This window comes from Streptomyces piniterrae (assembly GCF_005048155.1).
Taxonomy (GTDB): domain Bacteria; phylum Actinomycetota; class Actinomycetes; order Streptomycetales; family Streptomycetaceae; genus Streptomyces; species Streptomyces piniterrae.
On the sequence record NZ_SUMB01000003.1, the window covers coordinates 504,700 to 523,346 of the forward strand.

Annotated in this window: 16 protein-coding genes, 2 tRNA genes and 1 pseudogene; 5 read left to right on the forward strand and 14 right to left on the reverse strand. The window is 69.4% G+C overall.

The features are described from left to right. Positions 1-23: 23 nt before the first annotated feature. Together FCH28_RS10970 and folC are read right to left on the reverse strand one after the other, a co-directional pair. Complete coding sequence (locus tag FCH28_RS10970) at positions 24-362, reverse strand: DUF4233 domain-containing protein (RefSeq protein WP_136739621.1); 339 nt, start codon at positions 360-362, stop codon at positions 24-26. Between the two features lie 2 nt (positions 363-364). Beyond that, on the reverse strand, positions 365-1,879 hold the full coding sequence (folC, locus tag FCH28_RS10975) for a bifunctional tetrahydrofolate synthase/dihydrofolate synthase (protein WP_136739622.1): 1,515 nt from the start codon (positions 1,877-1,879) through the stop codon (positions 365-367). 391 nt (positions 1,880-2,270) lie between these two features. Here folC and FCH28_RS10980 point away from each other — a divergent pair, with 391 nt between their 5' ends. Beyond that, positions 2,271-3,473 carry a hypothetical protein gene (locus FCH28_RS10980; RefSeq protein WP_136739946.1) on the forward strand — a complete coding sequence of 401 codons (1,203 nt, stop codon included), beginning with the start codon at positions 2,271-2,273 and terminating at the stop codon, positions 3,471-3,473. Here FCH28_RS10980 and FCH28_RS10985 read toward each other — a convergent pair. Next, positions 3,439-6,060 (reverse strand): valine--tRNA ligase, encoded by a 2,622-nt coding sequence (locus FCH28_RS10985; RefSeq protein ID WP_136739623.1) that lies wholly within the window; start codon positions 6,058-6,060, stop codon positions 3,439-3,441. The two genes, FCH28_RS10980 and FCH28_RS10985, sit on opposite strands and share 35 nt — an antisense overlap. A gap of 139 nt (positions 6,061-6,199) precedes the next feature. Here FCH28_RS10985 and FCH28_RS10990 point away from each other — a divergent pair, with 139 nt between their 5' ends. Then, positions 6,200-7,159: a hypothetical protein gene (locus FCH28_RS10990; RefSeq protein ID WP_136739624.1), complete on the forward strand. Its 960-nt coding sequence runs from the start codon at positions 6,200-6,202 to the stop codon at positions 7,157-7,159. Positions 7,160-7,246: 87 nt separating this feature from the next. On the opposite strand, the gene clpX is transcribed toward FCH28_RS10990, so the two are convergent. From clpX to FCH28_RS11015, 5 genes are all read right to left on the reverse strand, one after another. After that, positions 7,247-8,530: an ATP-dependent Clp protease ATP-binding subunit ClpX gene (gene clpX / locus FCH28_RS10995; RefSeq protein ID WP_136739625.1), complete on the reverse strand. Its 1,284-nt coding sequence runs from the start codon at positions 8,528-8,530 to the stop codon at positions 7,247-7,249. A 197-nt stretch (positions 8,531-8,727) separates the two neighbouring features. Next, on the reverse strand, positions 8,728-9,405 hold the full coding sequence (locus FCH28_RS11000) for an ATP-dependent Clp protease proteolytic subunit (protein ID WP_136739948.1): 678 nt from the start codon (positions 9,403-9,405) through the stop codon (positions 8,728-8,730). Between the two features lie 67 nt (positions 9,406-9,472). Further along, positions 9,473-10,075, reverse strand: coding sequence for an ATP-dependent Clp protease proteolytic subunit (locus FCH28_RS11005; protein WP_136739947.1), 603 nt, complete (start codon positions 10,073-10,075; stop codon positions 9,473-9,475). Between the two features lie 285 nt (positions 10,076-10,360). Next, the gene (gene tig, locus FCH28_RS11010; RefSeq protein ID WP_136739626.1) at positions 10,361-11,788 is read right to left on the reverse strand and encodes a trigger factor; all 1,428 of its coding nucleotides are present in this window, start codon (positions 11,786-11,788) and stop codon (positions 10,361-10,363) included. A gap of 217 nt (positions 11,789-12,005) precedes the next feature. Further along, positions 12,006-12,082, reverse strand: a tRNA-Pro gene (locus FCH28_RS11015). Positions 12,083-12,229: 147 nt separating this feature from the next. Between FCH28_RS11015 and FCH28_RS11020 the strand changes: the two genes are divergently transcribed. Continuing rightward, positions 12,230-12,300, forward strand: a tRNA-Gly gene (locus tag FCH28_RS11020). Between the two features lie 20 nt (positions 12,301-12,320). Here the strand turns inward: FCH28_RS11020 and FCH28_RS11025 are convergent. Continuing rightward, positions 12,321-12,749, reverse strand: a complete 429-nt coding sequence (locus FCH28_RS11025) for a cupin domain-containing protein (RefSeq protein WP_342781602.1) — start codon at positions 12,747-12,749, stop codon at positions 12,321-12,323. A gap of 106 nt (positions 12,750-12,855) precedes the next feature. On the opposite strand from FCH28_RS11025, the gene FCH28_RS11030 reads away from it, so the two are divergent. After that, positions 12,856-13,230, forward strand: a complete 375-nt coding sequence (locus FCH28_RS11030) for an arsenate reductase family protein (protein WP_136739627.1) — start codon at positions 12,856-12,858, stop codon at positions 13,228-13,230. Between the two features lie 43 nt (positions 13,231-13,273). Here FCH28_RS11030 and FCH28_RS11035 read toward each other — a convergent pair whose 3' ends face one another. Continuing rightward, positions 13,274-13,468, reverse strand: coding sequence for a hypothetical protein (locus FCH28_RS11035; RefSeq protein ID WP_136739628.1), 195 nt, complete (start codon positions 13,466-13,468; stop codon positions 13,274-13,276). A gap of 668 nt (positions 13,469-14,136) precedes the next feature. Between FCH28_RS11035 and FCH28_RS11040 the strand changes: the two genes are divergently transcribed. After that, positions 14,137-15,303, forward strand: coding sequence for an acyltransferase family protein (locus FCH28_RS11040; RefSeq protein ID WP_136739629.1), 1,167 nt, complete (start codon positions 14,137-14,139; stop codon positions 15,301-15,303). 39 nt (positions 15,304-15,342) lie between these two features. On the opposite strand, the pseudogene FCH28_RS39680 reads toward FCH28_RS11040, so the two are convergent. From FCH28_RS39680 to FCH28_RS11065, 4 genes and pseudogenes are all read right to left on the reverse strand, one after another. Next, positions 15,343-15,785: pseudogene (locus FCH28_RS39680) on the reverse strand (ABC transporter ATP-binding protein); the annotation flags it as partial. Positions 15,786-15,813: 28 nt separating this feature from the next. Continuing rightward, a complete protein-coding gene (locus tag FCH28_RS11055) occupies positions 15,814-16,959 on the reverse strand; it encodes a PP2C family protein-serine/threonine phosphatase (protein ID WP_136739631.1) in 1,146 nt (381 codons plus the stop codon). Positions 16,960-17,213: 254 nt separating this feature from the next. Continuing rightward, complete coding sequence (locus FCH28_RS11060; protein WP_136739632.1) at positions 17,214-18,041, reverse strand: Fpg/Nei family DNA glycosylase; 828 nt, start codon at positions 18,039-18,041, stop codon at positions 17,214-17,216. A 72-nt stretch (positions 18,042-18,113) separates the two neighbouring features. After that, positions 18,114-18,599, reverse strand: coding sequence for a ribose-5-phosphate isomerase (locus tag FCH28_RS11065; protein WP_136739633.1), 486 nt, complete (start codon positions 18,597-18,599; stop codon positions 18,114-18,116). Positions 18,600-18,647 lie beyond the last annotated feature (48 nt).

Genomic DNA, 18,647 nt, shown 5'->3' on the forward strand with positions numbered 1-18,647 from the left:
ACGCGCAGCCGAGGCCGGTCCCGTCAACCCGCCGTGGTCGCCTGCGCCCGCGCCCTGGCCTCGTCGATCTTCCGGCCGAAGTGCACCGAAGCCCACCACAGCGCCGCGAACACCGCGCCCAGGAAGAACATCGTCGGGACGACGAACCCACTGGCGATCAGGGCGATCTGCAGCACCCAGCCGAGCTGGACGCCGCCGGGGCGGGTCAACATCCCGCACAGCAGGATGCTCAGCACCATGGCGGTGCCGCTGACCGCCCAGACCGTGGCCGTCGGCAGATCGCTGAGCTGCATCGCGACCAGACCGGCGAAGCCGATCACGAAGAACTCGCCTATCAGGGTGCTTGCACACAGGGTGCGCATGGTCAGCTCCTCCCCAAGAGCAGCCGGGCCTCGCCGACCGTGATCACGGAACCGGTCACCAGGACGCCCGCTCCGGAGAACTCGCCCTCTTCCTCGGCGAGGGTGATCGCCGCCTCCAGGGCGTCGTCCAGCCGCGGCTCGACCTGCACCCGCTCGGCGCCGAACACCTCCACCGCGACGGCCGCCAGCTCATCGGCGTCCATCGCGCGGTCGCTGGAGTTACGCGTCACCACGACCTCGGCGAAAATCGGCTCAAAGGCCTCCAGGAGCCCCCGGACGTCCTTGCCGCCGCTGGCGCCGACAACACCCACCAGACGGCTGAACCCGAACGCCTCGGTGACCGCCTCGGCCGCGGCCCGCGCACCCGCCGGGTTGTGCGCCGCGTCCAGCACGACGGTCGGGCTGCGCCGCACGACCTCCATCCGGCCCGGCGAGGCGACCGAGGCGAACGCGGAGCGGATGGTCTCGATGTCCAGCGGGCGGGCGTGATCCGAGCCGACGCCGAAGAACGCCTCGACCGCGGCGAGCGCCACCGCGGCGTTGTGCGCCTGGTGGGCGCCGTACAGCGGAAGGAAGATCTCGGAGTACTCGCCGCCCAGGCCGCGCAGCGTCAGCATCTGTCCGCCGACCGCGACCTCCCGGGAGAGCACGCCGAACTCCATGCCCTCTCGGGCGACCGTGGCGTCCACCTCGACGGCGCGCTTGAGCATCACGGACGCGGCGTCCACCGGCTGCTGGGCCAGCACGACCGTCGCGTCCTTCTTGATGATTCCGGACTTCTCGACGGCGATCTCCTCGGGGGTCTCCCCCAGCCGGTCGGTGTGGTCCAGGGAGATCGGGGTGATGACGGCGACATCGCCGTCGATGACGTTCGTCGCGTCCCAGGTGCCGCCCATGCCGACCTCGACCACGGCGATGTCCACCGGAGCGTCCGCGAAGGCGGCGAACGCCATCGCGGTCAGCACCTCGAAGAACGACAGGCGGTACTGCTGCTGGGAGTCGACCATCTCCACATACGGCGCGATGTCGCGGTAGGTCTCGATGAAGCGCTCGGCGGAGATCGGGCTGCCGTCCAGGCTGATCCGCTCGGTGACGGACTGGACGTGCGGGCTCGTGTAGCGGCCGGTGCGCAGGTCGAAGGCGGTCAGCAGGGCCTCGATCATGCGAGCCGTGCTGGTCTTGCCGTTCGTGCCGGTGATGTGGATGGACGGGTAGGCGCGCTGCGGCGAGCCCAGGATGTCCAGCAGCGCCACGATGCGCTGGACCGACGGGTCGAGCTTGGTCTCGCCCCAGCGGCCGGCCAGCTCCTCCTCGACGGCGCGCAGCGCACGGTCGAGCTCCGGGTCACCGGGCCGGCTGGGAACACCGTCCCCCTGCGGCGGTCCGGCCTGCGCGCGCAGGGTCCGGCTGCCGGCCTCGATCACCGCGAGATCGGGGTCACGGTTGGTCTCGGCCTCGACCAGTTCGTCGAAGGCGTCGGTCGGGTCGGGGTCGTCGTTCTGGGGGCGCTCGCTCACGACGACAAGTCTACGAGGCACCTCTGACAGCGAGCGCGCCGCGCCGCCTTCCGCCCGCCCCGTGCCGGGCGGTACCGGTCCGGCCGCCGACGGTCGGTCCGCCGAACTTCGCGTGCGATCCCGTATCCCCGTCCACGACCGTCCGCCGCCGGGAACTCCGGCATTCCGTTCCACCGTGCCGGCCTTCACGAGAGGGCGGTGAGAGTGCCGTGAGAGCGAATGGAGAACACTCACCGGCGATCAATTCGGCCGGTGGAGACAACTTTCCCCCGCTTTCCGCCCTCTTCGACGGCGGGCTCTGTATGCCCCGTATTTCACACACGCATGGCGATTCACAGGTATCGCGCGGGAAAGCGGGAGCTGAAGACGGGTGCCGGCAATAAGTCAGCGGATGCATTTGGTGCTGCTCACCGCGTGGACCGTGCTGTGGTTCGTCGTCGTCGAGCCGCACGGCGGCTTCTCCTGGCACTATCTGCGCACCGGTGGCGAACTGATCTACCAGGGCGCCGCGGGCGACGGCACCGGTGGGCTCAATCTCTACGCCCACCACCCCGAGCTCCAGATGGGCCCGGTCAGTTTTCTCGTCGCCGGGCTGTTCAACCCGTTTCCGGAGGCCACCGGACAGTTCCTCGCCGCGGCCCTGATGTCGCTGCTCGGGCTGGTCATCGTGGTGCTGGCCGGCCGCAGCGCCGCCCACCACTTCCTCGGCACCGGCACCAACCACCAGCGGCTGCGGCAGCGGGTACTGATCGCCGGGCTGGCCTTCATCCCCATGTGGATCGAGGTCGCGGTCCGCTTCGGGCATCTCGACGACGTCCTCGCGCTGTTCTTCACGGCCCTCGCGGTACGGTCCGTCACCCGCGGCAACGCCGCCCTCACCGGCGTCTTCCTGGCCCTGGCCATGGACTCCAAGCCCACCGCGCTGGCCTTCGTCCCGCTGCTGCTCGCCCTCCCGAGGGAGAAGTGGCTGCGGGCCGGCCTGTGGTGCGCGGGCCTGGTCGCCCTCGCCTGGCTGCCGTTCTTCGTCGGCGACTCGCAGTCCTTGGCCGCGGCGAAGTTCGCCATTCCCAACCATCCGGCGTCCGCGCTGCGCTGGCTGGGCGTCGGCGACCCGGAGACGCCCGGCTGGGACCGCCCCGCCCAGGCCGCCCTCGGCCTCGCCCTGGGCTCGATCGCCGTCTGGCGCGGCCGCTGGGCGGCGGTGGTGCTGCTGGGCGCCAACGCCCGCATCGTCCTCGACCCCAGCGTCTACACGTACTACACCGCGTCGGTGCTGCTCGGCACGCTGCTGTGGGACGTCATCGGCCAGCGGCGGCTGGTCCCCTGGTGGAGCTGGCTGGCGCTGCTCGCCCTCTACGGCAGCGTCTTCGCCGTCCCGGACGACTCCGCACGCGGTCTGATCCGCCTTGCCTTCGTGGCGGTCTCGACGGCGTACGTCCTGTGCTGGCCGGTACGCGAACGGGGGCGGCGGGGCGGCCGGGGACGGCGCAGGCCCCCCGCCCATAAGGACGAGGGGCCTGCGGACGGCCCGGAGCCCGGCTCCCGGCCGGGTCCCGCGGCTACGCCTGGGGCAGGGCCGCCAGCTGCGCGGTGATCCGCTCGATGTCGGCTTCCGCGGCCGCCAGCCGGCCGCGGATCTTGTCCACGACCTTCTCCGGCGCCTTGGCGAGGAACGCCTCGTTGGCCAGCTTGGCGGTGGCCTGGGCCACCTCCTTCTCGGCCGCGAGCAGGTCCTTCGTCAACCGCTTCCGCTCCGCCTCGACGTCGATCGCACCGGACAGGTCCAGGGCGACCGTGGCGCCCGCGACCGGCAGCGACGCGGTGGCGCTGAAGTCGTCGCCGGCCGGCTGGAGCCGCAGCAGCGAGCGCATCGCGGCCTCGTGCGCCGCCAGCGCCGTACCGGACAGGTCCAGCTGGGCGGGGACCTTCTGGCCCGGCTGGAGCCCCTGGTCGGAGCGGAACCGGCGGACCTCGGTGACGACCTGCTGGACCAGCCCGATCTCCGCCTCGGCCGCCGCGTCGCGGAAGCTCGAGTCGGCGGGCCAGTCGGCGATGACCACCGACTCACGCCCGGTCAGCGTCGTCCACAGGGTTTCGGTGACGAACGGGACGACCGGGTGCAGCAGCCGCAGCGTGACGTCCAGGACCTCGCCCAGGACACGGCGCGAGGCGTCGGCGGCCGGTCCGCCGGCCATGAACGTGGTCTTCGACAGCTCGACGTACCAGTCGAAGACCTCGTCCCAGGCGAAGTGGAACAGCGCGTCGGACAGCTTCGCGAACTGGTAGTCCTCGTAGTAGCCGTCGACCTCGGCGATGACCTCGTTGAGGCGGGAGAGGATCCACCGGTCGGTCGCCGACAGCTGCTCGGCGGGCGGCAGTTCGCCCTCCACCGTCGCACCGTTCATCAGCGCGAAGCGGGTGGCGTTCCAGATCTTGTTGGCGAAGTTGCGGGAGCCCTGGACCCAGTCCTCGCCGATCGGCACGTCGACACCCGGGTTCGCGCCGCGGGCGAGCGTGAACCGGACGGCGTCCGATCCGTAGGCGTCCATCCAGTCCAGCGGATTGACCGCGTTGCCGAACGACTTGGACATCTTCTTGCCGAACTGGTCGCGGACCATGCCGTGCAGCGCGATGGTGTGGAACGGCGGGGTGCCGTCCATCGCGTAGATGCCGAACATCATCATCCGGGCGACCCAGAAGAAGAGGATGTCGTACCCGGTGACCAGGACGGCGTTCGGATAGAACTTCTCGACGCTCGGGGTCTGCTCGGGCCAACCGAGCGTGGAGAACGGCCAGAGCCCGGAGGAGAACCAGGTGTCCAGGACGTCGGTGTCCTGGTGCCAGCCGTCGCCGCTCGGCGCCTCGTCGTCCGGTCCGACGCAGACGACCTCACCGTTCGGCCCGTACCAGACGGGAATCCGGTGACCCCACCACAACTGCCGGGAAATGCACCAGTCGTGGAGATTGTCGACCCAGCCGAAGTAGCGCGACTCCATCTCCTTGGGATGGATCGCGACCTTCCCGTCCCGCACCGCGTCACCCGCGGCCTTCGCCAGCGGGCCGACCTTGACCCACCACTGCATGGACAGCCGCGGCTCGATGGTGGTCTTGCAGCGCGAGCAGTGCCCGACGGAGTGGGTGTAGGGGCGCTTCTCGGCGACGATCCGGCCGTCGGCGCGCAGCGCGCCGACGATCGCCGAACGGGCCTCGAAACGGTCCAGGCCCAGGAAGGGGCCGTGCGCCGTGATGACACCGCGCTCGTCGAGGACGGCGAGGTTCGGCAGGTTGTGCCGGCGGCCGATCTCGAAGTCGTTCGGGTCGTGCGCCGGGGTGACCTTGACCGCGCCGGTGCCGAACTCCGGGTCGACGTGCTCGTCCGCGACGACCGGGATACGGCGGCCGGTCAGCGGCAACTCGATCTCGGTGCCGACGAGATGGGCGTACCGCTCGTCCTCCGGGTGGACCGCGACGGCGGTGTCGCCCAGCATCGTCTCGGCACGGGTCGTGGCGACGACGATCGACGCATCGCCCTCTCCGTACCGGATGGAGACGAGTTCGCCCTCGTCGTCCTGGTACTCCACCTCGATGTCCGAGATGGCGGTCAGACAGCGCGGGCACCAGTTGATGATGCGCTCGGCGCGGTAGATCAGCTCGTCGTCGTAGAGCCGCTTGAAGATGGTCTGGACGGCCTTGGACAGGCCCTCGTCCATGGTGAACCGCTCACGGGACCAGGCGACGCCGTCACCGAGCCGCCGCATCTGACCGCTGATCTGCCCACCGGACTCGTTCTTCCACTGCCAGACCCGCTCGACGAACGCCTCGCGCCCCAGGTCGTGGCGTGAGACGCCCTCCTTGGCGAGCTCCCGCTCGACGACGTTCTGAGTGGCGATGCCGGCGTGGTCCATGCCCGGCTGCCAGAGGGTCTCGTAACCCTGCATCCGCTTGCGGCGCGTCAGCGCGTCGATCAGCGTGTGCTCGAAGGCGTGCCCCAGGTGCAGGGAACCGGTGACGTTCGGCGGCGGGATGACGATCGTGTACGGCGGCTTCTCGCTCTTCTCGTCCGCCTCGAAGTAGCCCCGCTCTACCCAGCGCTCGTACAGCGGCCCCTCTACGTCGGCCGGCGTGTACTGAGTCGGCAGTTCGGGGGCGCTGTGGTTGCTCTGCTGAGTGTTCTCGGTCACGACGCACAGTGTACGGGCGCGGATGTCGCAGCTTCGAATCGGTTTCGCCCCCGAGGCACCGGTTGTCGGCGGCGTCGGAGAAGATGTCGGCAACGTATAAACATCAACTGCCGTCAGTTGTCACGAGGGGAACCGCTCCATGAGCTACAACCAGCCGCCGCCGGGGCCGTACGGCCAGCAGCCGCAGCAGCCCGGCCCCTACGGCCAGCCGCAGCCGCCGGCTCCGCAGCCGGGGTACGGCTACCCGCAGCAGGGCGGCCAGGTGCCCCCGCAGCAGGGCTACGGCTACCCCCAGCAGCCGCAGCAGCCCGGCCCGTACGGCCAGCCGCCGCAGCAGGGCGGCTACGGCTTCCCCCAGCAGGGCGGCCAGCAGACCCCCTACGGCACCATCCCGCAGGGCCCCCCGGAGAGCGGCGGCAGCGGTAAGAAGGTCGGCCTCATCATCGGCGCGGTCGCCGTCGTCGCGGCCATCGGCGTGGGCGCGTACTTCGTGTTCGGCTCGGGCGGCGGCGGCGACGTCAAGCCGTACACGATCGCCGTCCCGGACAAGCTGCTGGGCTCGGAGTTCACCAAGAAGGGCAGCGACGTCCCCGGTGCCAGTGGCGGCTCCACCCCGAAGGACATGTCCAAGGACAAAGAAGCCAAGGCCATGGGCATCACCGAGGCCAAGATGGTCCAGGGCAAGTACACCAATGCCAGCAACATGAACCTGGACTTGAACGGCGTCTACGGAAAGGTCGCCGACCCGGAGGGCGCCATCGACAAGGCGTTCGCCAAGCAGGACGAGATGTTCCAGAAGAACATGCAGTCCGAGAAGGGCAAGGTCGAAACCGTCGAGGGGCCGGACTCGTACTCGCCGGACGGCTTCGACGGTGCGGTGATGAAGTGCAAGTCGCTGAAGTTCACCTTCTCCGAAGGCGGCATCAGCATGTCCTTCAACGCCAACATGTGCATCTGGGGCGACAGCAGCGCGATCGGCACGGTCATCATCACCGACGGCATCACGCCCAAGGGTGAGGTCACCGCGCACGCGCCCGGCCTGGACGACCTGGCCGACAAGACCGCCAAGATCCGCCAGGAAGTCCGCAAGGAGAAGTAGCGGCATCACCCCGGCCCGAGGCCGAGATGACACGAAGCCGCCCGGCAGCGGGATCGCTGCCGGGCGGCTTTCTGCGTGTGTCGCGCGCTACGCGCTCTTCTCCTGCGGCTCGCCCGAGTCCCCGCGGTTTCGCGGTACCAGCGTCGGGTTCACGTTGGAGTGGACGACGTCCTCGGTGATGACGACGCGGGCGACGTCCTTGCGGGACGGGACCTCGTACATGACCGACATCAGGACTTCTTCCATGATGGCGCGCAGGCCGCGGGCGCCGGTGCCTCGCAGGATGGCCTGGTCGGCGATGGCCTCCAGGGCCGGGCGGTCGAAGTCCAGCTCCACGCCGTCGAGTTCGAAGAGGCGCTGGTACTGCTTGACGAGGGCGTTGCGCGGCTCCACGAGGATCTGGAGGAGCGCCTCGCGGTCGAGGTTGTGGACGGAGGTGAGGACCGGGAGGCGGCCGATGAACTCCGGGATCATCCCGAACTTCACCAGGTCCTCCGGCATGACCTCCTGGAGCTGGTCCTTGGACTCGATCTCGCGCTTGGAGCGGATCGTGGCGCCGAAGCCGATGCCCTTTGCGCCGGACCGGGCCTCGATGATCTTCTCCAGGCCGGCGAAGGCGCCGCCGACGATGAAGAGGACGTTCGTGGTGTCGATCTGGATGAATTCCTGGTGGGGGTGCTTGCGGCCGCCCTGGGGCGGGACAGAGGCGGTGGTGCCCTCCAGGATCTTCAGCAGCGCCTGCTGGACGCCCTCGCCGGAGACATCGCGGGTGATCGAGGGGTTCTCGCTCTTACGGGCGACCTTGTCGATCTCGTCGATGTAGATGATGCCGGTCTCGGCCTTCTTGATGTCGAAGTCCGCGGCCTGGATCAGCTTGAGGAGGATGTTCTCCACGTCCTCGCCCACGTAGCCGGCCTCCGTCAGGGCGGTGGCGTCGGCGAACGCGAAGGGGACGTTCAGCATCCGGGCGAGGGTCTGCGCGAGCAGGGTCTTGCCGGAGCCGGTGGGGCCGAGCAGCAGGATGTTGGACTTGGCGAGCTCGATGCCCTCGTCACCGCGCCCCGGGCCGTTCTCGCCGGCCTGTACCCGCTTGTAGTGGTTGTAGACGGCGACCGAGAGCGCCTTCTTGGCGGGCTCCTGGCCGACGACATAGCCGTTCAGGAACTCGTAGATCTCCCGCGGTTTGGGGAGCTCCTCCCACCGCACCTCGGAGGTCTCGGCGAGCTCCTCCTCGATGATTTCGTTGCAGAGGTCGATGCACTCGTCGCAGATGTACACACCAGGCCCCGCGATGAGCTTCTTCACCTGCTTCTGGCTCTTCCCGCAGAATGAGCACTTGAGCAGGTCGCCGCCGTCACCGATGCGTGCCACGAGGTGCTTCCCCTTCGCCTGGGATCCGCATTGCTCCGCGGACCCGGGTGCTTGCCTATCGACGGTACCTTGCCGGGCCCCCCGTTCGGGCCCCCCTTGGACCGACTCGGTTCAGTCGATCCGCGATCGGTCCAAGGGGTCGGCTCTCCGGCACACTTCGCGAAGATCGCTGTTCGACCGAGTCGCCGGTCCGGTCGCTATCCGATGGAGACGGACGACTTCCGGGTCGAGACGATCTGGTCGACGAGGCCGTACGCCAGGGACTCCTCGGCGGTCAGGATCTTGTCGCGCTCGATGTCGTCACGGATCTTCTCGATCGGCGTGGAGGAGTGCTTGGCCAGCAGGTCCTCCAGCTGCGAGCGCATCCGCAGGATCTCGTTGGCGGCGATCTCCAGGTCGGAGACCTGGCCGCGGCCGGTCTCGCTGTACGGCTGGTGGATCAGCACCCGGGCGTTGGGCAGCGCCATCCGCTTGCCGGGGGTGCCGGCGGCGAGCAGCACGGCCGCGGCGGAGGCCGCCTGGCCCATGCAGACCGTCTGGATGTCGGGCTTCACGAACTGCATCGTGTCGTAGATCGCGGTGAGCGCCGTGAAGGAGCCACCGGGGCTGTTGATGTAGATCGAGATGTCCCGGTCCGGGTCCATCGACTCCAGGCACAGCAGCTGCGCCATGACGTCGTTGGCGGAGGCGTCGTCGATCTGCACGCCGAGGAAGATCACCCGCTCCTCGAAGAGCTTCGCGTACGGGTCGTACTCGCGCACGCCCTGCGAGGTGCGCTCGACGAAGCGCGGAACGATGTAGCGAGCCTCGGCCCGAGGACCGGAAAACTCGGACTGCGCGCCCTCGTAGAGGCCGCTGCCGGGGAAGTTGTTCATCGTGGTGTTCACCGTCCTGGTGGCGATCAAGTGGGCTGGGGTGGCTGTGGGGCGAGTGGTACGGGGCTCAGGCCCCCGTGCCGCCCCCGCCCGGAACGCCGGAGGCGGAGGTCATCACGTCATCGATGAGGCCGTACTCCTTGGCCTCGTCGGCGGAGAACCAGCGGTCGCGGTCCGAGTCGTGGGTGATCCGCTCGACGGTCTGGCCGGTGTGGAAGGCGGTCAGCTCGGCCATCCGCTTCTTGGTGTGCAGCAGCCGCTCGGCGTGGATCTTGATGTCCGACGCGGAGCCGGCCAGACCAGCGGAGGGCTGGTGGATGAGGATCTCCGCGTTCGGCAGGGCGAAGCGCTTGCCCGGGGTGCCGGCGCTCAGCAGGAACTGCCCCATGGAGGCGGCGAGGCCCATGGCGATGGTCACGACGTCGTTCTTGATGTACTGCATCGTGTCGTAGATCGCCAAGCCGGCCGAGATCGAGCCGCCCGGAGAGTTGATGTAGAGGAAGATGTCCTTGTCCGGGTCCGCGGCGAGGAGAAGCAGCTGCGCGGTGATCTTGTTGGCGATGTCGTCGTCGACCGGCTGGCCGAGGAAGATGATCCGCTCGCCGAGCAGCCGGTTGTAGACCTGGTCGCCGAGGCCACCGATGGTCGGCTCAGCGGCGGCGGAAGGCATCGGGATCGTCACGTGTCCACCTGCTCGTTGTCGGACGGCCGGGGCCGTCTCAGCGTCGTCTTCTGGGGCGCGGGGACCTGCGCCGCGTGGTGCGCCGGCGCGCTTTCAGGGACTCCCCTGCCCTCGTATCTACGGACCCTAACGCGCAGGTCGGACAACGCCATCCCGCATTGAGAACTGTTCGCTGTGAGCGCAGGCTCACCGGTCCGGTATGACATACGGGCCCGAACACGCGGACGTGCGTGTTCGGGCCCGTACTCAGGAAACGGGGACGTGAGCCGGGGCTCAGGCGTCCTTGTCCTCGGCCTTCTCCTCGGCCGCGGCGGCTTCCTCGGTGTCCGTGCCCTCGGCGGCGGCGACGACGTCCTCGGCGACGGCCTCGACCGTCTCGCCGGTCTCGTCCTCGTCGTCGAGGTCGACGACCTCACCGTTGGTGTCCTTGACCGTGGCGGCCTCGACGACCACGGCGAGCGCCTTGCCGCGGGCGACCTCGCCGACGAGCATCGGCACCTGGCCGCCCTCGACGACGGCCTGGGCGAACTGGTCGGGCGACATGCCGGAGGACTGCGCGCGGCGCATGAGGTGCTCGGTGAGCTCCTCCTGGCTGACGTTCAGCTTCTCCTTGTTGACCAGCTCGTCCAGGATGAACTGGGTCTTGATGCCCTTCTCCGCCTGCTCCTTGGTCTCGGCGTCGAACTCCTCCTCGGTCTTGCCCTGGATCTCCAGGTACTTCGCGAGGTCGAGGCCCATCTGGGCGAGCTGGTGGTTGACCAGGTTGTGCTTGCGGGTCTGGATCTCGTCCGCGAGCAGCTTCTCGGGCATCGGCACCTCGACGAGCTTGAGCAGCTCGTCCAGGACCTTCTCCTGGGCCTGGGTGGCCTGGTCGTACTTCTTCATCTGGGCGAGGCGCTTGGCGCTGTCCGCCCGGAGCTCTTCGAGGGTGTCGAACTCGCTGGCCAGCTGCGCGAAGTCGTCGTCCAGCTCGGGCAGTTCGCGGGACTTGACCTCGGTGACGTCGACCTTGACCTCGGCCTCCTTGCCCTGGGCGGAGCCGCCCTTGAGCTCGGAGGTGAAGGTGGCGCTGCCGCCGGCCTCCAGGCCCTTGACGGCCTCGTCGATGCCGTCGAGGAGCTCGCCGGAGCCGACGGTGTAGGTGACGCCCTGGGCGACACCGTCCTCCAGCACCTCGCCGTCGACCTTGGCCTCCAGGTCGATGGTCAGCACGTCGCCGTCGGCGGCGGCGCGCTCGACCGGGCTGGTGGAGGCGAAGCGCTCGCGCAGCTGCTCGACGGACTTGTCGATGTCCTCGTCCGACACCTCGACGGCGTCGACCTCGACCTCGATACCGGAGTAGTCCGGGATCTCCAGGGCGGGGCGGATGTCGACCTCGGCGGTGAAGGCCAGCAGCTCGCCGTCCTTCAGCTCGGTGATGTCGACGTCGGGCTGGCCGAGGACGTTCAGCTCACCCTCGTTGACCGCTTCGGTGTAGAACTTCGGGAGCGCGTCGTTGACGGCCTCCTCCAGCACGGCACCGCGGCCGAACCGCTGGTCGATGACGCGGGCCGGGATCTTGCCCTGGCGGAAGCCCTTCACCGTGACCTGCTGGTTGATCTTCTTGTACGCCGCGTCGAGGCTGTCCTTGAGCTCCTCGAAGGGCACCTCGACAGTGAGCCGAACCCGGGTCGGGTTCAGGGTCTCCACGGCGCTCTTCACGGTTCGGTCTCCTTGGGGCTGACTTCTGGGGTTTTGCCTGAGATCTTCCGGCACCCGGTGATGTGGGCCCCGGTCGATCGCGCCCGGCACAGAGACACACGGGCACGCAGCTTGCATAGTAACCGCAGGAAGGATGACGCCCACAACGCGATCTTGAGCATTCGCCCGGCGGACTGCCGCGGCTCAGGATGAGACTGTGGTTCTGGCGTGAAAACGCTGGTCGGGGTGGCCGGATTCGAACCGACGACCTTCCGCTCCCAAAGCGGACGCGCTACCAAGCTGCGCCACACCCCGTCGGTGCGACACGTAGGGTACATGGCCGAAGACGCTCTGGCTGCCAGATATCCGGGACCCCGCCCACGGGCGGCATGCGGTGTGCGGCACGCCGCCGCGACCCGCTAGGATGCTCTGCGTGCCGAGGTCCTGCGACCTGCGGCGCTCGCGGGCGTAGCTCAATGGTAGAGCCCCAGTCTTCCAAACTGGCTACGCGGGTTCGATTCCCGTCGCCCGCTCCGTACGGCAAAGGGCCAGGTCAGAGGGCATCCCCTCGGTCTGGCCCTTGTTGTCTCCCCGAACCCTGCCGCTGCAGCAGCCGCTGCACGGACCGCGATGCGAGGTGGCCGATCACCGCGTGGCACTCCTCGGTCGGCGAGAAGTGCAGATACTCGCAGTCCTCCAGCGCCTCGGGGGCGTGACCGGGCGGCCAGTAGAACGCCTGCCGCGGCTGGTAGATCTCCTCCCCGTGCGCGGTCCGCATCCTGAGCCGTCCCTTGAAGAGGTATCCCCAATGCGGGCACGGGCACAGGCCGTCCGGGAGGTCCTTGAAGGCCGGCGTCAGGTCGGTGCCCTTGGCCAGCCGCACGAACGCGGCGGACATGCCTCCCCCGAGATCCTGGACGCGTATGTCCACCCGCTCGCCCTGGATCGCGACCGGGGCGTCCACCCATGCCGTCGCCGTCATGACTCCTCCATGGCCCGGCTCGGCCTCGCCGCCACTTCCAGTCTGGCTCCGGGCCCGGTGACCCGCACGACACGGGCGGGGCGGTGCCGATCGTAGAGTGGCCGGCATGGAGATCTGGATCAATCCCGCGTGTTCCAAGTGCCGTTCCGCCGTGCAGATCCTCGACGAGGAGGGCGCGGAGTACACCGTGCGCAGGTATCTGGAGGAGCCGCCGACCGCGGACGAGCTGCGCGGTGTGCTGGAGCGGCTGGGCCTGGAGCCGTGGGACATCACCCGGACCCAGGAGGCCGAGGCGAAGGAGCTGGGGCTGCGGACCTGGGAGCGCACGGAGGCCGGGCGCGAGCGGTGGATCGCGGCGCTGGCGGCGCATCCCCGGCTGATCCAGCGGCCGATCATCACCGCGGACGACGGGTCGGCGCTGGTGGGCCGGAGCGAGGATGCCGTACGGGACGCGCTGACGCGGACCGAGCCCGGCGACTGACCGCGGTGGCGGCGCCTCTGGGTGGGCCCCGTGGAGCGGGCTCCTAGAAGGTGATGTGGTTGATCGTGTCGGCCAGGGAGTTGAAGAACCGGTTGATCGAGGGCGCCATGCCCGTGGACGCGAGGAAGAATCCGAAGAGGACGGCCACTATCGCCGGGCCCGGCTTGATCGACTTCCCCCGGATCAGTACGACCAACACGATCCCCAACAGCAGCACCACGGACAGCGATAGAGCCACAACTGATCACACCCTCGGTCGGAACGCCTCACCGGCCCCTGGGGGCATGCCGCTCACACCCCCTTGGCCCCATCGTGCCACCAACCTTCTTCCCATCGCAGGCGGGTGACGAATCATCGGCCAACGCTTTGCCCGGTTTCCGCCGCCGGCGGCCGGGCACCGGGTCGATCGCCGCCGGTGGGGGGCGGGGCAGGGGCCGCCCGTCCGGAATTCCGAGACGCGCGTCACATCGATATTCCGGCCTGATCACTATCCCTGCGGGATCTCCGACAGACGGCCGGCAATCGCCATGCGGATCGAATATCCGTGCAGCCGCTATCACCCCTCGGCGAATTTCTTTTCCGTGGCGTCCGTCACGGTATACGGAGTCCACCCGGGCCCCGTGGATTCATTCGGACATAGCATTAAGGAAGCGGACATTCCTGTCGGGCCGTCCGCAGGGGATACCGCCCGATTCGGGGCGATTAAAAGGTATAAACCCGGGCAGTCGGGTGGCGGTTTCGTGGCGCCGTTCGCGGGATGCGCGCGCACGCGAACGGATCTCCACCCGTTGCCTCCCCGCCGATTGCGGGATTTATGTGCGCGGTACGAGCAAGAGCGCCTGCGGAATTGCGAAATAACGCCGGAACGGTTTTACGCATTCGCCGTGCGCCGCTATCGTGCCTGAGATGTCTCACGCCGCCCAGACTCCTCGACAAGAGCTCCCTCCTGCCAGGGAGGCGGCGGGTGCCGACCGGTCGGCGCGTGCCGCTGAGCCGCCGGGCGCGCCCGAGCAGCCGCCGGCCCCCGCCCCGAAAGGCGGCCGGGACGCGTTCTTCGACAACGCGAAGTACCTGGCCATCGTCCTGGTGGCGATGGGGCACGTCTGGGAGCCGCTGACCGACGGCAGCCGCGCGGCCGAGGCGTTCTACATGACCGTCTACACGTTCCACATGCCGGCGTTCATCATCATCTCCGGCTATTTCTCCCGCAGTTTCGACATGCGGAAGGACCGGCTGCAGCGGCTGGTCACCGGCGTAGCGGTCCCGTACGTCCTCTTCGAGACGGCGTACTCGTTCTTCAAGCGGTGGGCGGACGACGATCCGGGCCATCCGATCAGCCTGCTCGATCCCTGGTTCCTGACGTGGTTCCTGGTGGCGCTGTTCATCTGGCGGCTGACCACCCCGCTGTGGAAGATCGTGCGCTGGCCGATTCCGCTCGCGCTGGCCATCGCCGTGCTCGCGTCCGTCTCGCCGGACATCGGGGACGATCTGGATCTCCAACGGGTGCTGCAGTTCCTGCCGTTCTTCGTGCTGGGACTGTGTATGCGGCCGGAGCACTTCACACTGGTGCAGCGGCGGGCGGTACGGATCGCTTCGCTGCCGATCTTCGCGTGCGCGCTGGTGATGGCGTACTGGGCGGCTCCCCGGATGAGCTCGGCGTGGTTCTACCACCGGGACAGCGCACAGGAGTTGGGCACCACCGGGTGGGTCGGCCTGGTCATGACGCCGGCTCTGTTCGGCTGCTCGATCGTGCTGGTGGCCTGTTTCTTCTCCTGGGTGCCCAGGCGGCCGATGTGGTTCACCGTGCTGGGCGCGGGGACGCTCTACGGCTATCTGCTGCACGGCTTCCTGGCCAAGGGGTCGCGGTTCTGGGGCTGGTTCGACGACTACGCGTGGCTGCACACGCCACTGGGTGAGATCGCGGTCACGCTGATCGCGGCGGTCATCGTGACGGCCCTGTGCACACCGCCGGTCCGCAAGGTGTTCCGCTTCGCGATGGAACCGACGATGGCATGGGCGTTCCGCAAGGATCCGGCCGATACGGCGCGGACTCGGGAGCGCGTGACCGCCTGACCGCGTGAGTCGCGCCGAGGGGCAGGGCGTCGACGGCGGGCCGAGGACCTCGGCCGCGGTGCCGGAGCCGAGGGCGCCGGTCGGCTCGTCGGCTCGTCGGCGAAGATCACGTCGGGGTTCGGTGACCAGCGCGCGGGCGATCGCCACCCTCTGCTGCCGGCCGCCGGAGAGCCGGCCGGGGCGGCGCCGCGCGTGCTCGTGCTGGCCGACCCGGTGCAGTACGTCGGCCACCCGGCAGGCCGTCGGGACACTGTCCGGCCGGCCGCATCGGCGGTGCCGTGTTCTGCTCGGCGGTGAGCGCGGGCAGCGGGTTGCACGCCTGGAGGACGAAGGCGAGGCGGCTGCGGCGCAGGGGCGTGAGGCGGTTCTCACTCATGCGGGTGATTTTCCGTGTCGGCGAGTCGCACCGGGGCGGCGGTGGGGCGGTCCAGGCCCGCGGCGCACCGCAGGAACGTCGACTTGCCGGAGCCCGAGCGGCCCATGTGGCGAGGGCGGCGGCTCGGACTGGCCCTACGCGTCCCGGCAGATCAGCAGCAGCGCCCGGTCGTCGTTGACGTCCTTGGCGACGGCCTCGATCAGATGCCAGGCGGCGCCGGCGAAACCGCCGTGTACATAGCGTTCGGCCTCGCCGGTCAGCCGGTCCATGCCCTCCGCGATGTCACGGCCGGACGCCTCGACCAGGCCGTCGGTGAACATCATCAGGACGTCGCCGGGCCGCAGCGTCCCCTTCACCGGGTCGAACTGGGCACCGTCGTAGACCCCGAGGAGCGGCCCCTCCCCCGACTTCTCCTCCCAGCGGCCGGTGCCCGCGTTGAGCTGGAGGGCCGGCAGATGGCCCGCGGAGAGGAGTTCGTAGTCGCCGGACTCCAGGTCGAGGACGAGATGGATGGAGGTCGCGAAGCCCTCGTGCCAGTCCTGGCGCAGCAGATAGCCGTTGGCGGCGGGCAGGAAGCCGTGCGGCGGCAGCGAGCCGAGCAGGCCGCCGAACGCGCCGGACAGCAGCAGGGCGCGGGAGGCCGCGTCCATGCCCTTGCCGGACACGTCGGTCAGCACGACTTCGAGGATGTTGCCGCCCTGGGTGCGGGAGGCCACGACGAAGTCGCCGGAGAAGGACTGGCCGCCGGCCGGGCGCAGCGCCATCTCGCGATGCCAACCCTTGGGCAGTTTGGGCAGTTTGCTCTGTACCCGGATCCGCTCGCGCAGGTCGAAGAGCATGGTGCCGCCGCGCCGCCAGGGGACGCCGACCCGGCTGCGGAACTGGGCGATCAGCAGTCCGAAGAGGCCGACCGCGGCGACGACCAGGACCGTGCCGGGGGTGATCCGGTCCGGTCCCTCGTCGTACGGGCCGAACAGGGCGGCCTCGACGATCAGTGCGCACGCGGAGGCGCCGTACAGCACCAGGAGGTTGGCGGGCCGGAGCAGCAGGCCGCCGGCGATCACCGGGAGGACCAGGGCGGTCGGCGCGAACCAGTCGGAGTGCCAGAGGGTGCCGGTGGCGATGGCGGGGATGGCGATGAGCAGGGCGACCAGTGCGGGCCAGTCGGAGCCGTCGCCGCGGAAGTAGTCGACGCCGGCCTTGCGCACGCCGATGCGGGCCCGGTGCAGACCTTTGTGCATCCGTGCCGTCAGAGGTTCCGTACCCGGGCCGCTTGCCATTGCTCTGGGACCTTATCCACCCGTTCGGCGGTGCGTCGATTCGCCGCACGTCGCTCCGCTGAATTACCGGGAAATCGCGTTCGACATGCGGTCGCGCTGCCGGAGATCGTCCTGCCGGGAGTGGCACGGGACGACGGAATTACTGGTGCTTCGTCGGTGGCGCCGGGGGCCGAATGGGGCGCTTGGTACGGCGAGTTGGGCGGCCGGGACGGCTCCGCACCCGGGTGGCCCCAGGCGACTGGCCGGGTGGCCGATCAGTTCCGGCCGCCGCTCCTGGCCGGCTGGCAGCCGGGGCACCAGAAGAGGTTGCGGGCGGCGAGACCGGCGGTGCGGATCTCGCCGCCACAGATGTGGCAGCGCCCGTTGGCGCGGCGGTAGACGTACACCTCGCCGCCGTGGTCGTCGACGCGCGGCGGGCGGCCCATGGCCTCGGGCAGGTGCTCGGGGCGTACGGTGTCGATCCGGTTGTGCCGGACGCCCTCGCGCATCAGGAAGACCAGGTCGGCCCAGATCGCGTCCCATTCGGCGCGGGTGAGGTCGCGGCCCGGGAGGTAGGGGTCGATGCCGTGCCGGAAGAGAACCTCGGCGCGGTAGACGTTGCCGACGCCGGCGATGACCTTCTGGTCCATCAGCAGTGCGGCGACGGTGGTGCGGCTGCGGGAGATCCGCGCCCAGGCCGGGGCCGGGTCGTCGTCCGGGCGCAGCGGGTCGGGGCCGAGCCGGTCGTGTATCGCCTGCTTCTCGGGGTCGGTGATCAGGGCGCAGGTGGTGGGGCCGCGCAGGTCCGCGTATCCGGACGGGTTCGCGATCCGCAGGCGCACGGTGTCGGTGGGGGGCGGGGCCGGGGCGTCACCGAAGCCGAGTTTGCCGAAGAGGCCGAGGTGGATGTGGATCCAGCCGGTCTCGGCGAAGCCGAGGAAGAGGTGTTTGCCGTGCGCCTCTGTGTGGGTCAGTTCCTGCTTGTCGACGAGGGCCGCGCTGTCGGAGAACTTGCCCTGGGGGCTGGTGACACGGACCTTCCGCCCGAGGAAGCGGGCGCCGTAGTCCGCGGCGAGGCGGTGGATGGTGTGGCCCTCGGGCACGGGTGTGGCCTCCAGTGGGCGCGCCCGCCCTCCCCGGCGCCGGGGAGGGCGGGCGGCGGTGGCGTGCGGTGGTCAGCCCTGCGGGTGGTGGGCCGGGATGGCGGGGAGTTCGCCGGTGGTCTCGTATGCCGAGAGCATGTCGATGCGGCGGGTGTGCCGTTCCTCGCCCGAGTAGGGGGTGTTCAGGAAGACCTCGATGAACTTCGTGGCCTCGTCCTGGGTGTGCATCCGGCCGCCGACCGAGATGACGTTGGCGTTGTTGTGCTCGCGGCCGAGCTTGGCGGTCTCCTCGCTCCAGGCCAGTGCGGCCCGTACGCCCTTGACCTTGTTGGCGGCGATCTGCTCGCCGTTGCCGGAGCCGCCGATCACGATGCCGAGGCTGTCCGGGTCGCCGGCGGTCTTCTCCGCGGCGCGCAGGCAGAACGGCGGGTAGTCGTCCTGGGCGTCGTAGATGTGCGGGCCGCAGTCGACGGGCTCGTGGCCATTGGCCTTGAGCCATTCGACGAGGTGGTTCTTCAGGTCGAAACCTGCATGGTCGGAGCCGAGGTACACGCGCATGCGATGAGTGTGACACGGCCGGTGCGGGGTAGGCGCCGCCGGGTCCGT